A 19,179-nucleotide genomic window follows, 5' to 3' on the forward strand; every position below is an offset into this window, starting at 1 on the left:
GGGGTCGCAGACTGTGGGTCGCCTTTCTTTTGGGTACGTTTCTTTGGCGAAGCAAAGAAAAGTACCTCGCCCGCCGGGGCGAGACCCGGCCTCCGACCTCAACCAAAGCACACCACTAACTACAAAAACAATAGCTATCACCGCATAAAAACGGAAAACCGGGCACAAGGCCCGGTCGAAGCAGCACAGCGGGCGAACCGCCATGCCAGTCTGCGCAGCGTGGCTTCCAGTCAGTGCCCTGAAGCCCCGGCCGCGCCCAGACCCGTTTCCGAACGCACCTGTTGCGCCGGGAACGCGGCGCGCTCGCGCGCGGCGTTGGCGCTCTTGTCTGTGATCGAGAAGAACCAGATGCCCACGAAGCCGATGGTCATGGAGAACAGCGCCGGCGAGGTGTAGGGGAACAGCGCCGAACCGGCCGGGTTGCCCAGCGTGGCTTCCCACACCGAGGGCGAAACCACCGTCAGGCCCACCGAGGAGATCAGGCCCAGGAAGCCGCCGATCACCGCGCCGCGCGTGGTGCAGTCCTTCCACAGCACCGACAGGAACAGCACCGGGAAGTTGGCCGAGGCCGCGATGGCAAACGCCAGCGACACCATGAAGGCGATGTTCTGCTTCTCGAAGGCAATGCCCAGCGCCACGGCGATGACGCCCAGGGCCAGCGTGGTCATGCGCGAGACCTTCAGCTCCGAGGCGCTGTCGGCCTTGCCCTTCTTGAACACCGTGGCGTACAGGTCGTGCGACACGGCCGAGGCGCCCGAGAGCGTGAGGCCGGCCACCACGGCCAGGATGGTGGCGAACGCCACGGCCGAGATGAAGCCGTAGAAGATGTTGCCGCCCACCGACTTGGCCACCAGCACGGCCGCCATGTTGGCCGTGCCCGCGCCGCCGTGGATGACGCCCTTGACCACGTCCGCGAACTCGGGGTTGGTCAGCACCAGGGTGATGGCGCCAAAGCCGATGATGAAGATCAGGATGTAGAAGTAGCCGATCCAGGTCGTGGCCCACAGCACGGACTTGCGCGCTTCCTTGGCATCGGGCACGGTGAAGAAGCGCATCAGGATGTGCGGCAGCCCGGCGGTGCCGAACATCAGCGCCATGCCGAACGAGATGGCCGAGATGGGGTCCTTGATGAAGCCGCCCGGCCCCATGATGGACAGGCCCGCCTTGGCGGCTTCCTCGGGCGTCTTGCCCGTGTTGGCGGCAATGGCGGCACGCACTTCCACGCCCTTGGCGAACAGCGCCTCGGGGCTGAAGCCGTACTGTGCCAGCACCATGAAGGCCATGAAGCTCACGCCCGCCAGCAGCAGGCAGGCCTTGATGATCTGCACCCAGGTGGTGGCCGTCATGCCACCAAACAGCACGTAGATCATCATCAGCGCGCCGACGATGACCACGGCCATCCAGTATTCCAGGCCGAACAGCAGCTTGATCAACTGGCCGGCACCGACCATCTGCGCGATCAGGTAGAACGCCACCACCACCAGCGTGCCCGATGCGGCAAAGGCGCGGATGGGGCCCTGCTGGAAGCGGTAGCCTGCCACGTCGGCAAAGGTGAACTTGCCCAGGTTGCGCAGGCGCTCGGCCATCAGGAAGGTGATGATGGGCCAGCCCACCAGGAAGCCGATGGAGTAGATCAGCCCGTCGTAGCCGGTGGCCATCACGGCCGCCGAGATGCCCAGGAACGAGGCGGCCGACATGTAGTCACCCGCAATCGCCAGGCCATTCTGGAAGCCGGTGATGCCGCCACCGGCGGTGTAGAAGTCCGCGGCCGACTTGGTCTTGGCCGCCGCCCATTTGGTGATCCACAAGGTGCCGGCCACGAAGGCGCCAAACATGGTGATGGCCGTCCAGTTGGTGGCCTGCTTGGCGGCCTGGCCCAGGTCGGCGCCGGCCGCGTGCGCGCTGCCCGCCGCCAGCAGGGCCAGCAGCATCAACGCGCAGCCTGCATGTTTCTTGGTGGCGTTCATTTCGATGCGTCCTTCAGGATGTCTTTGGTCAGGGTGTCGAACTCGCCATTGGCGCGGCGCACGTAGATGCCGGTGATGACGATGGTGAAGATGATCACGCCCATGCCGATCGGAATGCCCAGCGAGGTCACCCCGCTGCCGATGGGCTGTGCCAGGAACTTCTTGTCGAAGGCAATCAGCGCGATGTAGCCGTAGTAAACGATCAGCATCAGTGCCGTCAGAAAGATGCCCAGGCGGTTGCGTTTGGTGCGCAGCTCCCGGTACTTCGGATGGCTCTGTATTTTCTGGACCATGGGGTCGCTCATGGATGTCTCTCCTCAAGGTTGTGTTGCACGCCGCGGTGTGGGGCGAAAGGCCGTCAAGCTGGCCGGATTCTGCAAACGCGCACTGACCAAGTGCTTACGCGACGGCGCATTGCCGCGGTTTCCTGCTGACAAAAGCCGCGGTGCGCCAGCCGAGGGGAAACCCTGAATGCTGGTTGGTCGTCGGGCGATTTTTCGCATCGAAAAATGCCGGTCGAGGGTTACTACCCGGGTTGTAAGGATTGCGGAAGTTTCGCGTCAAGTTCTGTAAGGAACGCGTCAGAGCGATGTCAGTAGCGCCACGGATAGTGGGCCCACAGGCAATTTGTATGTGCCTGTAAATTCAAATAATCAAAGGAGACAACCATGGCAACGCAACATCCCGCACCGCGGCCGATGTCCGCCGAAGAGAAGAAAGTCATCTTCGCTTCGTCGCTCGGTACCGTATTTGAGTGGTACGACTTTTATCTCTACGGCTCGCTCGCAGCCATCATTGCCAAGCAGTTCTTCAGCGGCCTGGATGCAGGCGCGGCCTTCATCTTCGCGCTGCTGGCCTTCGCGGCAGGTTTCCTGGTGCGGCCCTTTGGCGCCATCGTGTTCGGCCGCCTGGGCGACATGATCGGCCGCAAGTACACCTTCCTGGTCACCATCCTGATCATGGGCCTGTCGACCTTCATCGTCGGCCTGCTGCCCAGCTACGCCACCATCGGCGTCGCGGCCCCGGTCATCCTGATCGCGCTGCGCATGCTGCAGGGCCTGGCACTGGGCGGTGAGTACGGCGGTGCCGCCACGTATGTGGCCGAGCATGCCCCGCACGGCAAGCGCGGTGCGTACACCTCCTGGATCCAGACCACGGCCACGCTGGGTCTGTTCCTGAGCCTGCTGGTGATTCTGGGCGTGCGCCTGGGCCTGGGTGAAACGGTATTCCAGGACTGGGGCTGGCGCGTGCCGTTCCTGGTGTCCATCCTGCTGCTGGGCATCTCGGTGTGGATCCGCCTGTCGCTGTCGGAGTCGCCGGCTTTCCAGAAGATGAAGGCCGAGGGCAAGACCTCCAAGGCGCCTCTGTCTGAATCGTTCGGCCAGTGGAAGAACCTGAAGATCGTGATCCTGGCACTGGTGGGCCTGACCGCCGGCCAGGCCGTGGTCTGGTACTCCGGTCAGTTCTACGCGCTGTTCTTCCTGACGCAACAACTGAAGGTGGACAACACCACCGCCAACCTGCTGATTGCCGCCGCCTTGCTGCTGGGCACGCCCTTCTTCGTGGTGTTCGGTTCGCTGTCGGACAAGATCGGCCGCAAGCCCATCATCATGGCGGGCTGCCTGCTGGCTGTGGTGACCTATTTCCCGGTTTTCAAGATGCTGACCGAAGCGGCCAACCCCGACCTCGCCAAGGCACAGGTCTCTGCAGGCGTGGTGGTGACGGCCGACCCCGCATCGTGCTCGTTCCAGGGCAACCCGGTGGCCCGCGAGATCGACTTCCGCAGTTCGTGCGACATCGCCAAGCGCTACCTGGTGCAGAACTCGGTGAGCTATGACAACGTGGCAGGCCCCGCAGGCTCTGCGGCCGTGGTCAAGATTGGCGACAAGACGGTCGAGGCGCCTACCGGCAACGTGGTGAACCTCAAGTTCGACGAAGCGTCCGCCAAGGCCATCGCCGCCTTCAAGAAGGAAGTGGCCGACGACCTCAAGCTCGCCGGCTATCCCACGAAGGCAGATCCGGCCAAAACCAACAAGGGTCTGGTGGTGGCCCTGCTGTTCTGGCTGGTGCTGCTGGTGACCATGGTGTACGGGCCGATTGCCGCCATGCTGGTGGAAATGTTCCCGACCCGCATCCGCTATACCTCGATGAGCCTGCCGTACCACATCGGCAACGGCTGGTTCGGCGGCCTGCTGCCCACCACGGCGTTTGCCATCGTGGCGCAGACCGGCAACATGTACAACGGCCTGTGGTACCCCATCATCATCGCGGGCATGACCCTGGTGATCGGCACGCTGTTCCTGCGTGAAACCAAGGACGTGGACATCTACGCCAACGACTGACGGACGCACCGCCAGTGCACCCAGTGTCTGCCTCGCCAGCGGGGCAGGCACTGTGTTCCAGAAAAAGGCCTTGCAACGCGGAATGGTCGTGTGCGAGGCCCTTTTGTTGAACAGGCAACCCCCATCACCAGGAGATAGAAGTCATGTGGAAGATCGTTGTAGGTTTCGTGCTTTTTGCGGCGCTGTCGCTGTTCGTCATCATGAAGGCCGGCGACAAGGTGGACATGTCCGGTGAAAAACACGGTGCCGATTCCCTGAGTGCGCCGGAAACGCCCGCCAGCGCCCCTGTGCCCGCTGCGCCAGCGCCTGCGGCCAGCGTGAAGTAAGGGTTAACACCCATTCATGTTTTGGTGCGCAGGCTGCGGATTGCGCCCCGCATGAGGGCGGTCAATCCGAGGGAGTACCAACTGTTGTGGCGGCACATCACTTGTGTCATCAAAGTTTCAGCAAATAGTGCATCAAAACGTGGCGGACCATAAGATCGAGACCCCAAGCATTCTCGGCGGTCAAGTCAAAAACTGAAGCTGCCTGTGCGCCCCTGATGGCAATCTGTATCGAAGGAATATTCATGCAAAAAATGACCCGCGTTGTTCTGGCTGTCCTGGCTGTTGCCGGCACCACCGCTGCAATGGCCCAAAGCAGCGTCACGCTGTATGGCCGCATCAACACCACCGTCGAACGTCAGAAGGATGGCGACGTGTCCACCACCAAGATGGTTAACAATTCTTCCCGTTTCGGCTTCAAGGGTACGGAAGATCTGGGTGGTGGCCTGAAAGCTGGTTTTCAACTGGAGAGCGGCTTCAATTCGGACACCGGTGCGTCGGCTAAGACGTTCTTCGGCCGTCAAAGCGAAGTGAATTTGTCTGGCAACTTCGGTATGGTTCGTCTGGGCAACTTCTTCCCTGAGTCGTACTACGCCTCTGCCGATTACGTCAGCATGCACAACCATGATACGGGTCCTTCGTCAGATGCCCTGTATATCGACCCCGTGTGGCTCGGTGCAGGAAAGGTCAGCCAGGACCGCACTGGCGGTTTGGGCACCGGCAACAAGATTGCCTACCGCACCCCCAACATGGGTGGCCTCACGGTGGAGGGTTCTGCTTCCCTGCACGAGAAGGTATTGGGCACTGACAACAAGACCGGTTACGACCTGGCTGCTAACTACAACGTCGGCCCGTTGGCCCTGGGCGCTGGCTATAGCCAGTGGAACAGCAACAAGCAAGGCTCGCTGCGTGCCCTGTATACCTTTGGACAATTCACCGTGGGTGGCTACTACCAGCGTAACGACGAAGTCTTGCTGGGTACCCGCAATAACTTCCGTCTGGCCGGCATGTACTCCATGGGTGCATCTGAATTGCACTTGAATGTAGGTCGTGCCAACAGCTGGAGCAAGATTGCCGACTCGGCAGCGACCCAGTACACCGTGGGCTACAACTACAACCTGAGCAAGCGCACCAAGGTGTACGGCTACTACACCCGTATCAACAACGACAGCAACGCTTCTTATGGCAGCGTGAGTGCTGCAGGCAACGATTTCAGCTCCGTTGCAGTGGGCGTTCGCCACAACTTCTAATTCCCGATGGTCAGTTGGCTTTGCCAGCTGACGGAATGGAATCTAAAAAGGCCTTGCATCTTCGGATGCAAGGCCTTTTTCATGGGCACGCAATTTCTGTTCGGCGGGGATCCATACCGATGGGGCGCTGCGGCCTGAGCCAGGAATGGATACCTGTGGAACAGGGCGGTCAGCGGTCCGTTGCGGCTTGCTGAAGGAGGTCCGGAGGCCATGCCGCCGGGCCTGCGAGGGGTGTCAGGGTGGGGCTTGTTCGGAATCCAGTGACTGGACAGCTGCTCTGGCTGAACCCGTGCCGTTCATGGAGGGCGCCCTGGGTGGAAGGCAAGGCTGGCGACCTGCCGGCACGGGGTGGAAGCAGCCAGCAGGGTGGCATCGAGCGCCCCCGGTGAGCCCTGAGGATCGCGAACCAATGTCTCCTTGGGCGTGGGCGGTGGATCAGCGCTTGAAGCGCCCATCCGCTCCAATGATGGACAGATCCGTGAATGCCAGGCCGCTGTGGTCGGTGGCGCTGTAAGACAACTCCAGGCCGCCCAGGTCAAACCTGCGCATGCCTTCCAGCGCGGCCAGCAGGCGGGTGCGGTCCGGCTTGGGGCTTGCCCTGCGCAGACCCTCGACCAACACCTTGGCATTGACGAAACCCTCGACCATGGCCGGTGTCAGTTCATCAACGCCACGTGCCTTGGCCAGGCCCATGGCCTCTTTGATCAGCGGGTAATTGATGGATCGCTCCGATGGGAACACCTGGGTGACCACAACGCCCCGTGCCTGATCGCCCAGGGCCTTGGTGAAACCGCCAGAGGCATTGTTGGACAGGGTCACGATCTGGCCGGCCATGCCGGCTGCGCGCAAGGCCTTGATGCCATCCACCACCGCTGCGCCTGTGCCAATGAAGATCACGGCCTGTGGGAGCTGCTTGGCGGCACGGGGTGCAATGGCGCTGAAATCAGGCTTGCTGCGATCGAACTTTTCAATGAAAAGGGCCTGGCTACCGTTGGCCTTGAAGCCGTTCAGTGCGCCGTCCAGCGCATCGGTACCAAAGCTGTCATCGACATGGATGACGCCGATGCGCTGAACCCCCAGTGTGTTCAGGTGCCCGACGGCCTTTTCCACCTCTTGCTGGTAAGGTGCCCGTACATTGAACACGTGGCGGCTGACCGGCTTGTGCAATGCCATCGCTCCGGTGGAGGGGGCCACCAGTACCACGCCGGCTGCGTCAAGCAGCGGCACGATCCCTTGCGTGTGCGGGGTGCCGCGTGTCATGAAGAGCGCAATGGCGCCATGTTTCTCGATAAGGGTGCGGGCATTTTCCAGCGTGAGCTTGGGGTCGAACTTGTCGTCCAGCACCACCAGCTCGATTTTCTGGCCGCCCACACCGCCCTGTGCATTGACCGCATCCAGATACAGCGATGCCCCCTGCATGGACTCTTTGACGGTGATGGCGGCGGAGCCCGTGACACCCACCGTTTGTCCTACGACGATCTGAGCCGTGCTGTGGCCCGCCAATCCTGCGGCGAGTGCGCAGGCCGCCAGCAGGGGTTTCCAGTTTTTCATGCGTTTTCCTTCATCTGATCGGCAAGAGTTTAGGCCGGAGGCCGGGAGCAGGCACTGAGGAAATCCTGACAGCTGGGCAGCCGCAGAAACCCAGGCCCATCTCCTGTCCCGAACATTCATTGCAAGGGTCGAGCAGCGGGGCGGGTTTCAGCGCCGGAACTTGCCGTCCGTGCCAATGATGGCGAGATCGGCAAAGTCCAGGCCCGTGTGGTCGTCGGGTGCGTAGCTGATTTCAAGGCCGCCCAGATCGAACTTGCGCAGGCTCTCCAGTGCGGTCTGGATTTTTTCGCGGGTGGGCTTGGGGCCTGCGCGCTTGAGGCCTTCCACCAGCACTTTGGCGGCGGCGAAGCCTTCCAGCATGGCCGGGCTGATATCCCCGAGGCCCTTGGCTTTGGCCAGATCCTGGGCTTCCTTCACCATGGCGTAGGTCATGGCCCGCTCATTGGGGAACACCTGGGTCACGATCACGCCCCGCGCATTGGCCCCCAGGCTCTTGATGAAGCCGCTGGACGCGTTGTTGGACAGCGTCACGATCTGCGCGGCCGAACCCGCCGTGCGCAGCGCATTGGCGGCATCCACCACCGCCGATCCCGAGGCCACCATCAGCACCGCCTGCGTGTCGGCCTTGGCCACCTTGGTGGCGATGGGCGTGAAGTCGGGCTTGGCGCGGTCGTACTTTTCGGACACCACGGCCGTCAGCTTGGCGGCCGCCAGGCCCTTCTGCGCACCCTGGACGCCGTCGGCGCCAAAGCTGTCGTCCGCATACACCAGGGCCACGCGGCTGATGCCCATGGAGGCCAGGTGGGTGATCGCCTTTTCAGCCTCGCGCTGGTAGGTGGCGCGCACATTGAAGATGTATTTGCGTACCGGCTGGTGCAGCACCATGGCGCCGGTGGAAGGCGCCACCAGCGCCACGCCATGCTTGTCCAGCAGCGGCAGGATGGCCTCGGTGTGGGGTGTGCCCCGGTTGAGGAACAGGGCCGAGACGTTCTTGTCTTCGATCAGCGTGCGGGCGTTTTCTGCCGCCAGCTTGGGGTCGAACTTGTCATCCAGGGAGATCAGTTCGATCTTCTGTCCATTGACGCCGCCCTTGGCATTGACGGCGTCCACGTACAGCAGTGCACCGTCGGTGGTCTCCTTCACGCCGGCGGCCACCTGGCCGGTGAAGCCGGCCGTCTGGCCGATCAGGATCTGTGCATGGCTGGCCGCACTGGCCGCCAGCGCGAGGACCATGCCAGCCGCTCGCAGTTGCCATTGTTTTGTCATAACGGTCTCCTCTTGTTGTATGGGAGGCCGCAGTCTAAACCGATGTGTCGGGCCGGAATACCTGCTGTCCACCAGCAACGGCTCCATGGCCCCTGGTTTGTCCACGGTCAAAAGCACCGCAGCGCGCCTCGGGGGTAATCGGCGCATGCAGGCGAAAACACCGAGTGCGTCCCTAGAATGTCCCGCCTCACCCCAGAAAGACCGCCTCCATGACCCAGGGACTGATCCGTATCCGCGGCGCACGCCAGCACAACCTCAAGAACCTGGATCTGGACATCCGCACGGGTGAACTGACGGTGGTCACGGGCCCCAGCGGTTCAGGCAAGTCGAGCCTGGTATTCGACACGCTGTATGCCGAGGGCCAGCGCCGGTATGTGGAAACCTTCAGCGCCTATGCGCGGCAGTTCCTGGACCGCATGGACAAGCCCGCCGTGGACAAGGTCGAGGGCGTGCCGCCGGCCATTGCCATCGACCAGACCAACCCGGTGCGCTCCAGCCGCTCCACCGTGGGCACGATGACGGAGCTGAACGACCACCTGAAGCTGCTGTTCGCCCGTGCGGGGCAGCTGTTCGACAAGCAGACCGCCCAGCCCGTAAGGCACGACTCGCCCGAGACCATCTACGCCGAGCTGGCCACGCGTTGCGCCGCTGCCAGTGATCCACGCATCGTGTTGACCTTCCCGGTCGAGCTCCCCGCCAACACCTCGGCCGAACAGGTGGAGCAATGGTTGTCCGCCAGCGGCTTTACCAAGGTGCAGGCCGAGCGCGAAGTGGCCACGCCCACGGGCCCGCGCAAAGTGCTGGATGTGGTGGCGGACCGCTTCCGCCTGGGCAATGCCGAGAAGGCGCGGGTGATCGAGGCCATTGAGGTCGCGCTCAAGCGCGGTACCGGGCGGCTCAACGTGTACCGGCTGGTGGATGAGGGCGAGCCTGAACTCTGGCGCTTTTCCACCGGCCTGCACTGCCCCGACAGTGACCTGCGCTACAGCGACCCACTTCCGTCGGCCTTCTCGTTCAACTCTGCCGTGGGTGCCTGCGAGAGCTGCCGGGGCTTCGGTCGGGTGATCGGGGTGGACTATGGCCTGGTCATCCCCAACGACAAGCTCACGCTGCGGGCCGGTGCCATCAAGACCATCCAGACCCCCGCATGGAAAGAGGCCCAGGACGACCTCATGCGCCATGCCGAGACGGCCGGTATCCCGCGCGACACGCCTTGGTACAAGCTCACCGAGGACCAGAAGAAATGGGTCATCCACGGATCGCCGCACTGGAACGGCAAGTGGAACCAGCAGTGGTACGGCATCAAGCGTTTTTTCGAATACCTGGAAAGCAAGGCCTACAAGATGCACATCCGCGTGCTCTTGTCCAAGTACCGCAGCTACACGCCATGCCCCACCTGCGCGGGTGCGCGCCTCAAGACCGAGAGCCTGCTCTGGCGCATCGGCCGCAAGGAAGATGCCGACGCGGTGCTGGAGCCCGGCAAACGTTTCATGCCCGAGGGCGTGCAATGGTCGCGCGAGCAGCTCGAGGCGCTGCCCGGCCTGTGCCTGCACGACCTGATGCTGCTGCCCATAGCCCGCCTGCGTCAGTTCTTTGCGCGCATGCAGTTGCCGGTGGGCGACGATGCCAAGGGCGGCGACGCCCAGGCGCTGAAACTGCTGCACGAGGAAATCACCACGCGCCTCAAGTACCTGTGCGACGTGGGCATTGGCTACCTCACGCTCGACCGGCAAAGCCGCACGCTGAGTGGCGGCGAGGTGCAGCGCATCAACCTGACCACGGCGCTGGGCACCAGCCTGGTCAACACGCTGTTCGTGCTGGACGAGCCCAGCATCGGCCTGCACCCGCGCGACATGCACCGCATTACCGAGGCCATGCTGCGCCTGCGCGATGCGGGCAACACGCTGGTGGTGGTAGAGCACGACCCGGCCGTGATGCTCGCTGCCGACCGCATGATCGACATGGGCCCCGGCCCGGGTCGCCTGGGTGGGCAGATCGTGTTCGACGGCACCACGGCGGATTTGCGCCAGGCCGACACCCTGACGGGCGCCTACCTGGGCGGGCGCAAGCATGTGGGCTTTGGCTTCAAGCGCATGGTGACCGACGCCACGCCGCGCCTCATCCTCGAAGGCGCGCGCGAGCACAACCTGCGCGATGTGACGGTTGAGTTCCCGCTGCAGCGCCTGGTCACCGTGACGGGCGTGAGCGGCTCGGGAAAATCCAGCCTGATCCAGGACGTGCTGGCACCCGCGCTGCTGCGCCACTTCGGCAAGGCCACCGACAGCCCTGGCGCGCACGACCGCATGCTGGGCGCCGACCACCTGTCGGATGTGGTGTTCGTGGACCAGTCGCCCATCGGCAAGACGGCCCGTTCCAACCCCGTGAGCTATGTGGGCGCTTGGGACAGCATTCGCGAACTCTTCGCCGTGGCGCCGCTGTCCAAACAGCGCAGCTACACCGCCGCCAAGTTCAGCTTCAACAGCGGCGACGGGCGCTGCCCCACCTGCGGCGGCTCGGGCTTCGAGCATGTGGAGATGCAGTTCCTGAGCGACGTGTACCTGCGCTGCCCCGATTGCGACGGCAAGCGCTACCGGCCCGAGATCCTGGAGATCACCATCGAGCGCGGTGGCAAGGCGCTGAACGTGGCCGACGTGCTGGCGCTCACCGTGGCCGAGGCGGCTGCCGTGTTTGCGAACGACCGCGACGTGATCCGCGCGCTGCAGCCCATTGTGGACGTGGGGCTCGAATACGTGGCGCTGGGCCAGCCCGTGCCCACCTTGTCGGGCGGCGAAGCGCAGCGCTTGAAATTGGCAGGCTTCCTTGCGGAAGCGGCTCGCGTCCAGAGCAAGTCGCGCCAGGCCGTGGCGCGCAAGGGCACGCTGTTTTTGTTCGACGAGCCCACCACCGGCCTGCACTTTGACGACATCGCCAAGCTCATGCGCGCGCTGCGCAAGCTCATCGACGCAGGGCACTCGCTCATCGTCATCGAGCACAACCTGGACGTGATCCGCGCGAGCGACTGGCTCATCGACCTGGGGCCGGAAGGCGGTGATGCAGGCGGCCTCATCGTGGCTGAGGGCACGCCCGAGGACGTGCGGGCCCACGCCACCTCGCACACCGGCCAGGCACTGCGCGACTACGAACTGGCGCTGGGCGTGGGCGGCCACTCGGTGCACGAAAAAGCCGCTGTACTGCGCAAATCGGAGCGGCTTGTGCACATGAATCAAGCGCCTGCGGCCAAAAATGCCATTGAAATTGTCAACGCCAAGGAACACAACCTCCAGAACCTGAGCGTGGACATTCCGCGCGGCCAATTCAACGTGGTGACGGGCGTGAGCGGCTCGGGCAAGTCCACGCTCGCATTCGACATTTTGTTCAACGAAGGCCAGCGGCGCTACTTGGAATCGCTCAACGCTTATGCGCGTTCCATCGTGCAACCCGCAGGGCGCCCCGAGGTGGATGCGGTGTACGGCATTCCGCCCACCGTGGCCATCGAGCAGCGTCTGTCGCGCGGCGGGCGCAAGTCCACCGTGGGCACCACGACCGAGGTGTGGCACTTTCTGCGCCTCTTGTACGTCAAGCTCGGCACGCAGCATTGCGTCAAGGACGGTGCCGCCGTGCAGCCGCAGACGCCCGAGAGCATCGCGGCGCAATTGCTCACGCAGTTCCGTGGCCAGCACATCGGGCTGCTCGCCCCGCTGGTGATGAACCGCAAGGGTGTCTACACCGAGCTGGCCGATTGGGCCCGTCCGCGCGGCTACACGCACCTGCGCGTGGACGGCAACTTTTTGCCGACCACCAATTTTCCGCGCATCGACCGCTTCAAGGAGCACACCATCGAGCTGCCCGTGGCCAGCCTCGATGTGTTGCCCGAGAACGAAGCCCAGCTGCGCACGGCGCTGGCCGACGCGCTCACGCACGGTAAGGGCGTGGTGCATGTGCTGAGCAGCATCGGGATGCTGGCCGCCGCCATGGAGAGCGGCGCGCCCACCGCGGGCATCGGCCACTTGCAGGCGTTTTCCACCAAACGTGCCTGCCCCGTGTGCGCCACGAGTTATGCCGAGCTGGACCCGCGCCTGTTCAGCTACAACAGCAAGCACGGCTGGTGCCCCGACTGCGTGGGCACGGGCGTCAAGCTCACCAAGGACCAGCGCAAGGTGTTTGACGACTCGGTGCAGGACGACAAGGAAAAAGGCCGCGAGCAGACCTTTGCCGAGCCCGAGGTGGAAGATCTGGCCGATACCGCGTGCCCGAGCTGCAGTGGCACTCGGCTCAATGCCACGGCCCGCGCCGTGCGGTTTGCGGGCGTGGGCATCACCGACATCGCCGCGTTGTCGGTGACGGACGTGCGCCGCTGGGTCGAGACCCTGCGCACCGAAGGTGGCATGACGGCCCGCGAGGCCGACATTGCGCGCGACCTGGTGCCCGAGATCCAGAGCCGCCTGGAGTTTCTGGAAGAAGTGGGCCTGGGCTACCTCACGCTGGACCGGGGCGCGCCCACGCTCAGCGGTGGCGAGGCGCAGCGCATTCGCCTGGCCGCGCAACTGGGCAGCAACCTGCAGGGCGTGTGCTACGTGCTCGACGAGCCCACCATCGGCCTGCATGCGCGCGACAACCAGATCCTGCTCAACGCCCTGCACAAGCTGGGCGACAAGGGCAACACGCTGGTGGTGGTGGAGCACGACGAGGACACCATCCGTCGCGCCGACCACATCATCGATATCGGCCCCAGCGCCGGCAAACGCGGTGGGCGCCTGGTGGCGCAGGGCAGCGTGGCCGACATCACGGGTGCGGCCGATTCGCAAACCGGCCGCTACCTGCTCCACGCGATGAAGCACCCGCTGCAACTGCGCCGCAGCATGGTGGCCAGCGAGGTCAGCGCCGAGGCCACGGCCGCCTTCGCGCAGGCCGAGGCGGCAGCCCCCAAGGGCCGCCAAAGCGCCGCCGTCAAGAAGCGCGCCGCCCAGGCCGCTGCGCTGGCGGCCGACGCACTCACCGAGGCCAAGGAACGCGCCGCCATGCGCTGGCTCACCGTGCATGGCGCGCAGCTGCACAACCTGCAGCACGTGACGGCCACCGTGCCGCTGCACCGCCTGGTGGCCGTGACGGGCGTGAGCGGCTCGGGCAAATCCACCCTCGCGCGCGATGTGCTGTTGGCCAACGTGCAGGCCTGGGTGCAGCAGCGCAGTACCAAGGCCGGACGCGATGCCATGGACGCGGGCAAGGCGCCGCCGCTGGTCGGTTGCACGGGCCTGTCGGGCTTCGAGAGCATCGACCGCGTGCTCGAAGTGGACCAGACGCCCATCGGCAAGACGCCGCGCAGCTGCCCAGCCACCTATATCGGTTTCTGGGACACCATCCGCAAGCTGTTTGCCGAAACGCTGGAGGCCAAGGCACGCGGCTATGCGGCCGGGCGCTTCAGCTTCAACACCGGCGAAGGCCGCTGCCCCAGCTGCGAAGGCGCGGGCGTGCGCACCATCGAGATGAGCTTTCTGCCTGACGTGAAGGTGCCCTGCGAGACCTGCCACGGCGCGCGCTTCAACCCCGAGACGCTGGCCGTGACCTGGCGCGGCAAGAGCATCGGCGATGTGCTGCAGATGGAGGTGGACGAGGCCGTGGGCTTCTTTGCCAGCATGCCCAGCATCGCGCACCCGCTGCAACTGCTGCAGGACGTGGGCCTGGGCTACCTCACGCTGGGCCAGCCGTCGCCCACGCTCAGCGGTGGCGAGGCGCAGCGCATCAAGCTGGTGACCGAACTCACCAAGGTGCGCGACGAGGTCGGCCGCCGGGGCCAGAAGGCGCCGCACACGCTGTACGTGCTGGACGAACCCACCGTGGGCCTGCACATGGCCGACGTGGACAAGCTCATCCGTGTGCTGCACCGCCTGGTCGATGGCGGCCACAGCGTGGTGGTGATCGAGCATGACCTCGATGTGATCGCCGAGGCTGACTGGATCCTGGACCTCGGCCCCGAGGGCGGCAATGCGGGTGGCCGCATCGTGGCGGCTGCCACGCCGGAAGACGTGGTGGCGGCGGGCACCCACACCGGCAAGGCGCTGGCGGCAGTGCTGGCACGGTGAGCTGGGGGGGATCGTTCAGTCCCCGCATCCGCTGTACCAGTACACATCACCTTGATCCATGTCTTCATCCTCGACTTTGGGGGTGGCGCTGGAGGGGGCTGGCGGTTTGCCAAAGTATTTTTCGTGCAGTTTGCGGAAAATTTCCCTGTCGTTCATCTCGCTTGAATCGTCGTTGCCCGGAGGCTGTTGGTTGGGGTTGAGCTGCGTGCCACGGTTGCCTTGGTTCTTGTCGTATTGCCGATTGGTTCCGGGTGTTCCGATGTTCGGATTTCTGATATTGCCGGCGTTGTCTTGCGGTGTGATCTTGCGTGTCATTGTTGTACCGATGGATGGCGAACACTGTCGGTAGGTGGGCGTGCAATGCGCCGTACATCGCGCCTGAAATTCATCCACGCCCTGCGGTCACTGGGTGTTCCTGGAACGGTCAATGCACCGCGCCCGTCTGGTGCGCGCAGCCTGCCGTGCTTGCGGCCTCGGCTGAAATGCCAGCCTTGCCGCACCAGTTGCCTCACCAGCGTGTTGATCTCTTGCGAGCGGCAATACTTCATTGCCACTGCCCCTGTTTGTTGATGAAGCCCCATTTGCCACCCTGTTTGGCGGCGGCGCGGCCATCCTGAAATTCACGCGCATCTTCAAAGCGCGGAGGTATAGCCCATTGTTGGCGTTGGTTGATGAACCCCCAACGGCCTGATGCCGCCTGCACAGGCGCCAGGCCTTCGCTGAATTTGCCGACTTGGCGGTACTGGGGGCTGGGTGAGGCGCAAGCTCCCAACAGCGAGACGGAGAGCACCACGATGGTGGCGCGGAGTAGGTGTGGCATGGATTGGTGTTGTTTGATGATTGGACAGACTTGGCAGCCCCCGCAGCGGTGGGCTTTGGGGTGCTGCTGTGGCGGTTTACTTACGGGCCGGGCCGTTGTCACGACCACCGCCTGACGGCTCACCTGTCTTGCTCGGCCAGCCCGCAGAGGAGGTGATGCGGTTGCGTGGCGGGTTGTTGCCGCGACCGCCGCCGGATGGATTGCCGGTTTTGCTGGGGGCGTTTTCCAGAGTGCAGTGCATGTTCAGGTTCCTTGTGTTGCTCTGTTTGGGCTGCGGGGTGTGAGCGGTGCTCCTACAGCACCGGGTGAAAAGGTACCCGGTGAAGTGAACTCTAGGGTTGTTCTTTGATATTTGAAAATTAATTGCATCATTAATGCATCAATTCATTGATTGATGCAATGAGGGAAATTCTTGGCTATGCTGAAGCCTGTTTTTCCTCTTTGTGGAGTGCCCCCATGGCCAAGCAGCCAGCTCATCGCGGTCCCCTACGTGACTGTCCAAAATTTGACGAACTGGGTGGTTTGCCGGGTATCTCGGCAGCGCTACGGCAGCGTTCTCAGTCGCTGGATTGGCCTCAAGGCGCTAGAACCTTGGAGATGCAGTTGGGCCTGCTCGATCGTGGCGACAGTGTCTGGTGGCGCAATCGGCCAGAACACGCGCAAAGCCTGGCAGATCTGTTGGAGTTGGAACTGTCTGACCTGGGGATTACAGACTCCCCATCACCTGGATTTATGGAGTTCACGCAACTCTTTGGAATGCCCCCCCTGGATCTACGCAAAGGTTATCCTTGGAATTGGAGTGCCGAAAAGCGGGCCACGGCACCCACATCAGAATTCGACACAAATTCCTCTTTGGAGGAGTGGCTGAGGCCAACGCCCTATGCATTTCGACCACCACACGAAGTGCATTGGTTGACCGTGGCCGATGAGTTGGAGCGTCAGGTGCTGATTCGCTCGGTAGAGGCGGCTGGGCACTTTTCAGTGATTTCAGTAAGCACGCTGGACGAGGCGGCAGGCCGTCTTGCCTCGTACAAGCCGCTTGTGATCGCGGTAGAGCAGTTCAATGGCGACGAGGATTGGCGTGCGCTGGCCAAGCGACCGTCGGGTGCTGGGCTGTTGGTGATTGCGCCTTGCGATTTGCCTATGCCAACGGAAGGGGAGAGTCCGAGCTATTGGAGTTGGGAACGTCTGAACCAAGAGGAGCAAGAGGTTGGTGTGACGCGATGGGTGTGGGCGCGAAGTGCGGATTGGCGTGCGAGGTTTCTGCGGTGGCTGGAGAGCCACTTCATCAAATCGGACAAGGACACGCTGTATTCGGCAAAAGGCATGGGCGCTTGGCTGGAGCGGTTTGATCCGTGTGAGGAATGGTTTGGCTCCGTGGCCGATTTGCTGCCGGTGTGTCTTGGCTTCGAGAATGAAAAGAAACTGCCCAGCCCGAATGCCACCAAGGCGGGCGAAAAGTTGCTTCGGGTATTGCAGCGCAGCCAGCGGCGCATGTCGCCTGACATGCTGCGGGAGCTGAGTTTGGCGCGCTGGGGCTGTCGAGAAACGGCATGGAGTGGCGTATTACCCATGCAGGCCTGGGCGGGCTTGATGCAGGGTAATTCTCAGGCATCAGCCGCTATCGATCTGGATTCCGTGGTGCAAGGCAAGACGCTTGCTGAGCGCAAACGTGCTGCACAGGAATTGCAGCATCGGCAGCCCCTGGAGTGGGTTCGTAACGGTCTTTTGAAAGCCGTGGACGATGGCTACGATTTTCAGCAGCAATCTTTGGTCAAGCTGCTGGTCAGGGATGCCTTGCTGGGCAGCATGGATGCGGGGTCTGTGGAGGATTGGGCTTGGGCCTGCTTTGATGCGCAGCGCAGGGGTTTAGTGGATGCGGCCCTGGATGCGTTGGACGCAACGGTTTTGCAGGAACTGACCAGCCGCACGATGGAACTTGAACACCAGAGTACCGAGTTCATCGGTGCTTCGGACGCCCTGTTCTGTGCGGTGGGGCGCCGTATTGCACGAGGGAATGAAATCACCGAGATTGACGCATTCTTGCCCTTGGGATGCAGCGTGATCCATCGATTGAACATGGCGGATGTGGCCTGGGCTTTGCCGGCGCCCTGGACGCGCCCTGTCGATATGCCTGATCAGCAACTGGACTGGATCAGCGTGTGTTGGGCCTGGAGCCTGATGCCAGCGCCCCAGATCCTGGCCGAAGCGAACTGGCTTTTCCCTGGCTGGGGAAGCGTCGCGGATATTCAGGTTCCTTGGTGGCTGGCAGATCTCTGGCCTGAGAAGGGGGCGGAGCAGCTGCCGATGCATTGGCAGCGTTTTTTCCTCGTTGCCGATGAATGGATCAAGGAATTAGACCATCCGTTGCCCGATGTGCCGCGCCTGCTGCAAATAGCCCATTTGGGGAAAGCTGCGGCGGGCGGATGGTCTGCTGAGGTCGCCTGGTGGCAAGGGTTGTGGCCGAACGAATCGGGTGAGTTCCAGCGCTGGATTGATCAAACCCTGATAGCAAAATTTCAGCGCTCCGCTGCGGAAAATGCTGCGAAGCATGTGTGGCCCTCCTATGCTGAATGGGAAAGGCTGGCTCAAGACAAGTACGGCTTTAAATATCTGCGCCCTATGCGTCGCTGGCTGCTGGAGATGCTGCCAGCAGCCTGGGTTCTGGAGCAGTTGGACGAAACGGGCCGCTGTTATTTCGCATCCTGTCCGCAAACCTTGCCGCCGCAATGGCGAGGGCCACTGTTGCTGTCGGTAAAGGAGCAATGGGCCACCGTACCTGCCGGAAAAGCGAGGGATTTCCTGAGGCGCTACGGCTCGTCCATTGGCGGTGAGTTGGCGGAGGTCATCGAGAGTGAGAGTACGTTGGCTTGGGCCGCCGGAAGTTTGATCTGGGCGTGGAATGGGGCCAAGGCCCGCGAGTTGTTGAAGCAGCCGGATCGGTTGGAGGCCAGTGCTTGGCGGATATTGTTTGATAACTGTCCAACTGAATCCCTGTCGCTGGCTTTGGATGTCTTGCGTAAATTTCCGGAAATGATCGAGGCCAATGAGCGTCTTGAATGGGCTAGGAGCAGATTGCCAAGCAGCGGGATTATTGCCAAGGGTTTGTTGGAGCTCATGCGTGCATCTACAGATGAGAATTTTTGAGACCTCTTTCCATGGTTCATTGCGCAATTGCCTTTATCCGCAATCCCTGCGTCGGTCTGCTGTCGGTGAGTCCTCAACGGTAGTGGCTAATTGATGGAGGACCTGTGAAACGCCTGCTTAGAATTTATCCGTAAATAATGTTGACTGGCAGCTCGATCTTGCGCAGGGCGATGATGGCTGCCGCCAGGTGGTTGAGCGCCAGGAAGGTGTGTTCGAGCTTTTCGTAGCGCACCAATAGTTTCCTGAATCGGTTGAACCAGCCATGACAGGCCTCGACCACCCAGCGGCGGGCCTTCTTCTTTGGCTCTCGCTTTTTCTGCGCCGCTTCGCTCTTGCGACTGACCACATGCGGGATATAGCCATGGGCAAGGATCACGGCCATGGCGCCTTTGCCCCGATAGCCCGCATCGGCGCACAGATGTTTGGATCGACG

13 protein-coding genes are annotated in these 19,179 nt (G+C 62.8%); 5 read left to right on the top strand and 8 right to left on the bottom strand.

The annotated features are described in order from the left end of the window. Positions 1–230 precede the first annotated feature (230 nt). The gene (locus BLW02_RS18150) at positions 231–1,931 is read right to left on the bottom strand and encodes a cation acetate symporter (RefSeq protein WP_244273756.1); all 1,701 of its coding nucleotides are present in this window, start codon (positions 1,929–1,931) and stop codon (positions 231–233) included. Between the two features lie 32 nt (positions 1,932–1,963). After that, positions 1,964–2,272, bottom strand: a complete 309-nt coding sequence (locus tag BLW02_RS18155) for a DUF485 domain-containing protein (RefSeq protein ID WP_026437035.1) — start codon at positions 2,270–2,272, stop codon at positions 1,964–1,966. A 363-nt stretch (positions 2,273–2,635) separates the two neighbouring features. Between BLW02_RS18155 and BLW02_RS18160 the strand changes: the two genes are divergently transcribed. From BLW02_RS18160 to BLW02_RS18170, 3 genes are all read left to right on the top strand, one after another. Beyond that, positions 2,636–4,309 (top strand): MFS transporter, encoded by a 1,674-nt coding sequence (locus BLW02_RS18160; protein ID WP_092701272.1) that lies wholly within the window; start codon positions 2,636–2,638, stop codon positions 4,307–4,309. Between the two features lie 143 nt (positions 4,310–4,452). Next, complete coding sequence (locus BLW02_RS18165; protein WP_092701275.1) at positions 4,453–4,635, top strand: hypothetical protein; 183 nt, start codon at positions 4,453–4,455, stop codon at positions 4,633–4,635. Positions 4,636–4,877: 242 nt separating this feature from the next. Next, entirely contained in the window at positions 4,878–5,882 is a 1,005-nt protein-coding gene (locus tag BLW02_RS18170; RefSeq protein ID WP_092701278.1) for a porin, read from the top strand. A gap of 435 nt (positions 5,883–6,317) precedes the next feature. Here the strand turns inward: BLW02_RS18170 and BLW02_RS18175 are convergent, their stop codons facing one another. Continuing rightward, on the bottom strand, positions 6,318–7,433 hold the full coding sequence (locus tag BLW02_RS18175) for an ABC transporter substrate-binding protein (RefSeq protein ID WP_092701281.1): 1,116 nt from the start codon (positions 7,431–7,433) through the stop codon (positions 6,318–6,320). Positions 7,434–7,580: 147 nt separating this feature from the next. Beyond that, the gene (locus tag BLW02_RS18180; RefSeq protein ID WP_092701284.1) at positions 7,581–8,666 is read right to left on the bottom strand and encodes an ABC transporter substrate-binding protein; all 1,086 of its coding nucleotides are present in this window, start codon (positions 8,664–8,666) and stop codon (positions 7,581–7,583) included. A 242-nt stretch (positions 8,667–8,908) separates the two neighbouring features. Between BLW02_RS18180 and uvrA the strand changes: the two genes are divergently transcribed. Further along, positions 8,909–14,779 carry an excinuclease ABC subunit UvrA gene (gene uvrA / locus BLW02_RS18185; protein WP_092701287.1) on the top strand — a complete coding sequence of 1,957 codons (5,871 nt, stop codon included), beginning with the start codon at positions 8,909–8,911 and terminating at the stop codon, positions 14,777–14,779. 15 nt (positions 14,780–14,794) lie between these two features. Here the strand turns inward: uvrA and BLW02_RS18190 are convergent, their stop codons facing one another. The 3 genes from BLW02_RS18190 to BLW02_RS20060 form a co-directional block, all read right to left on the bottom strand. Beyond that, positions 14,795–15,094, bottom strand: a complete 300-nt coding sequence (locus tag BLW02_RS18190; protein ID WP_092701290.1) for a hypothetical protein — start codon at positions 15,092–15,094, stop codon at positions 14,795–14,797. 229 nt (positions 15,095–15,323) lie between these two features. Next, entirely contained in the window at positions 15,324–15,599 is a 276-nt protein-coding gene (locus BLW02_RS18200) for a WG repeat-containing protein (protein ID WP_092701296.1), read from the bottom strand. Positions 15,600–15,675: 76 nt separating this feature from the next. Next, positions 15,676–15,840: a hypothetical protein gene (locus tag BLW02_RS20060; protein WP_167544083.1), complete on the bottom strand. Its 165-nt coding sequence runs from the start codon at positions 15,838–15,840 to the stop codon at positions 15,676–15,678. Positions 15,841–16,055: 215 nt separating this feature from the next. On the opposite strand from BLW02_RS20060, the gene BLW02_RS18205 reads away from it, so the two are divergent. After that, positions 16,056–18,746 (top strand): hypothetical protein, encoded by a 2,691-nt coding sequence (locus BLW02_RS18205; protein ID WP_139285411.1) that lies wholly within the window; start codon positions 16,056–16,058, stop codon positions 18,744–18,746. 124 nt (positions 18,747–18,870) lie between these two features. On the opposite strand, the gene BLW02_RS18210 is transcribed toward BLW02_RS18205, so the two are convergent. Then, the coding region (locus BLW02_RS18210; protein ID WP_139285397.1) for a transposase at positions 18,871–19,179 on the bottom strand (309 nt) is incomplete at its 5' end.

The sequence above is a fragment of the Acidovorax soli genome, assembly GCF_900107605.1.
GTDB classification, from domain to species: Bacteria; Pseudomonadota; Gammaproteobacteria; order Burkholderiales; family Burkholderiaceae_C; genus Acidovorax; species Acidovorax soli.

What these genes read in the sequence shown, in the direction of transcription:
- BLW02_RS18150 (WP_244273756.1), bottom strand. Translation starts at nt 1,931, where the DNA reads ATGCTGCTGGCCCTGCTGGCGGCGGGCAGCGCGCACGCGGCCGGCGCC.
- BLW02_RS18155 (WP_026437035.1), bottom strand. Translation starts at nt 2,272, where the DNA reads ATGAGCGACCCCATGGTCCAGAAAATACAGAGCCATCCGAAGTACCGG.
- BLW02_RS18160 (WP_092701272.1), top strand. Translation starts at nt 2,636, where the DNA reads ATGGCAACGCAACATCCCGCACCGCGGCCGATGTCCGCCGAAGAGAAG.
- BLW02_RS18165 (WP_092701275.1), top strand. Translation starts at nt 4,453, where the DNA reads ATGTGGAAGATCGTTGTAGGTTTCGTGCTTTTTGCGGCGCTGTCGCTG.
- BLW02_RS18170 (WP_092701278.1), top strand. Translation starts at nt 4,878, where the DNA reads ATGCAAAAAATGACCCGCGTTGTTCTGGCTGTCCTGGCTGTTGCCGGC.
- BLW02_RS18175 (WP_092701281.1), bottom strand. Translation starts at nt 7,433, where the DNA reads ATGAAAAACTGGAAACCCCTGCTGGCGGCCTGCGCACTCGCCGCAGGA.
- BLW02_RS18180 (WP_092701284.1), bottom strand. Translation starts at nt 8,666, where the DNA reads ATGGTCCTCGCGCTGGCGGCCAGTGCGGCCAGCCATGCACAGATCCTG.
- uvrA (WP_092701287.1), top strand. Translation starts at nt 8,909, where the DNA reads ATGACCCAGGGACTGATCCGTATCCGCGGCGCACGCCAGCACAACCTC.
- BLW02_RS18190 (WP_092701290.1), bottom strand. Translation starts at nt 15,094, where the DNA reads ATGACACGCAAGATCACACCGCAAGACAACGCCGGCAATATCAGAAAT.
- BLW02_RS18200 (WP_092701296.1), bottom strand. Translation starts at nt 15,599, where the DNA reads ATGCCACACCTACTCCGCGCCACCATCGTGGTGCTCTCCGTCTCGCTG.
- BLW02_RS20060 (WP_167544083.1), bottom strand. Translation starts at nt 15,840, where the DNA reads ATGCACTGCACTCTGGAAAACGCCCCCAGCAAAACCGGCAATCCATCC.
- BLW02_RS18205 (WP_139285411.1), top strand. Translation starts at nt 16,056, where the DNA reads ATGGCCAAGCAGCCAGCTCATCGCGGTCCCCTACGTGACTGTCCAAAA.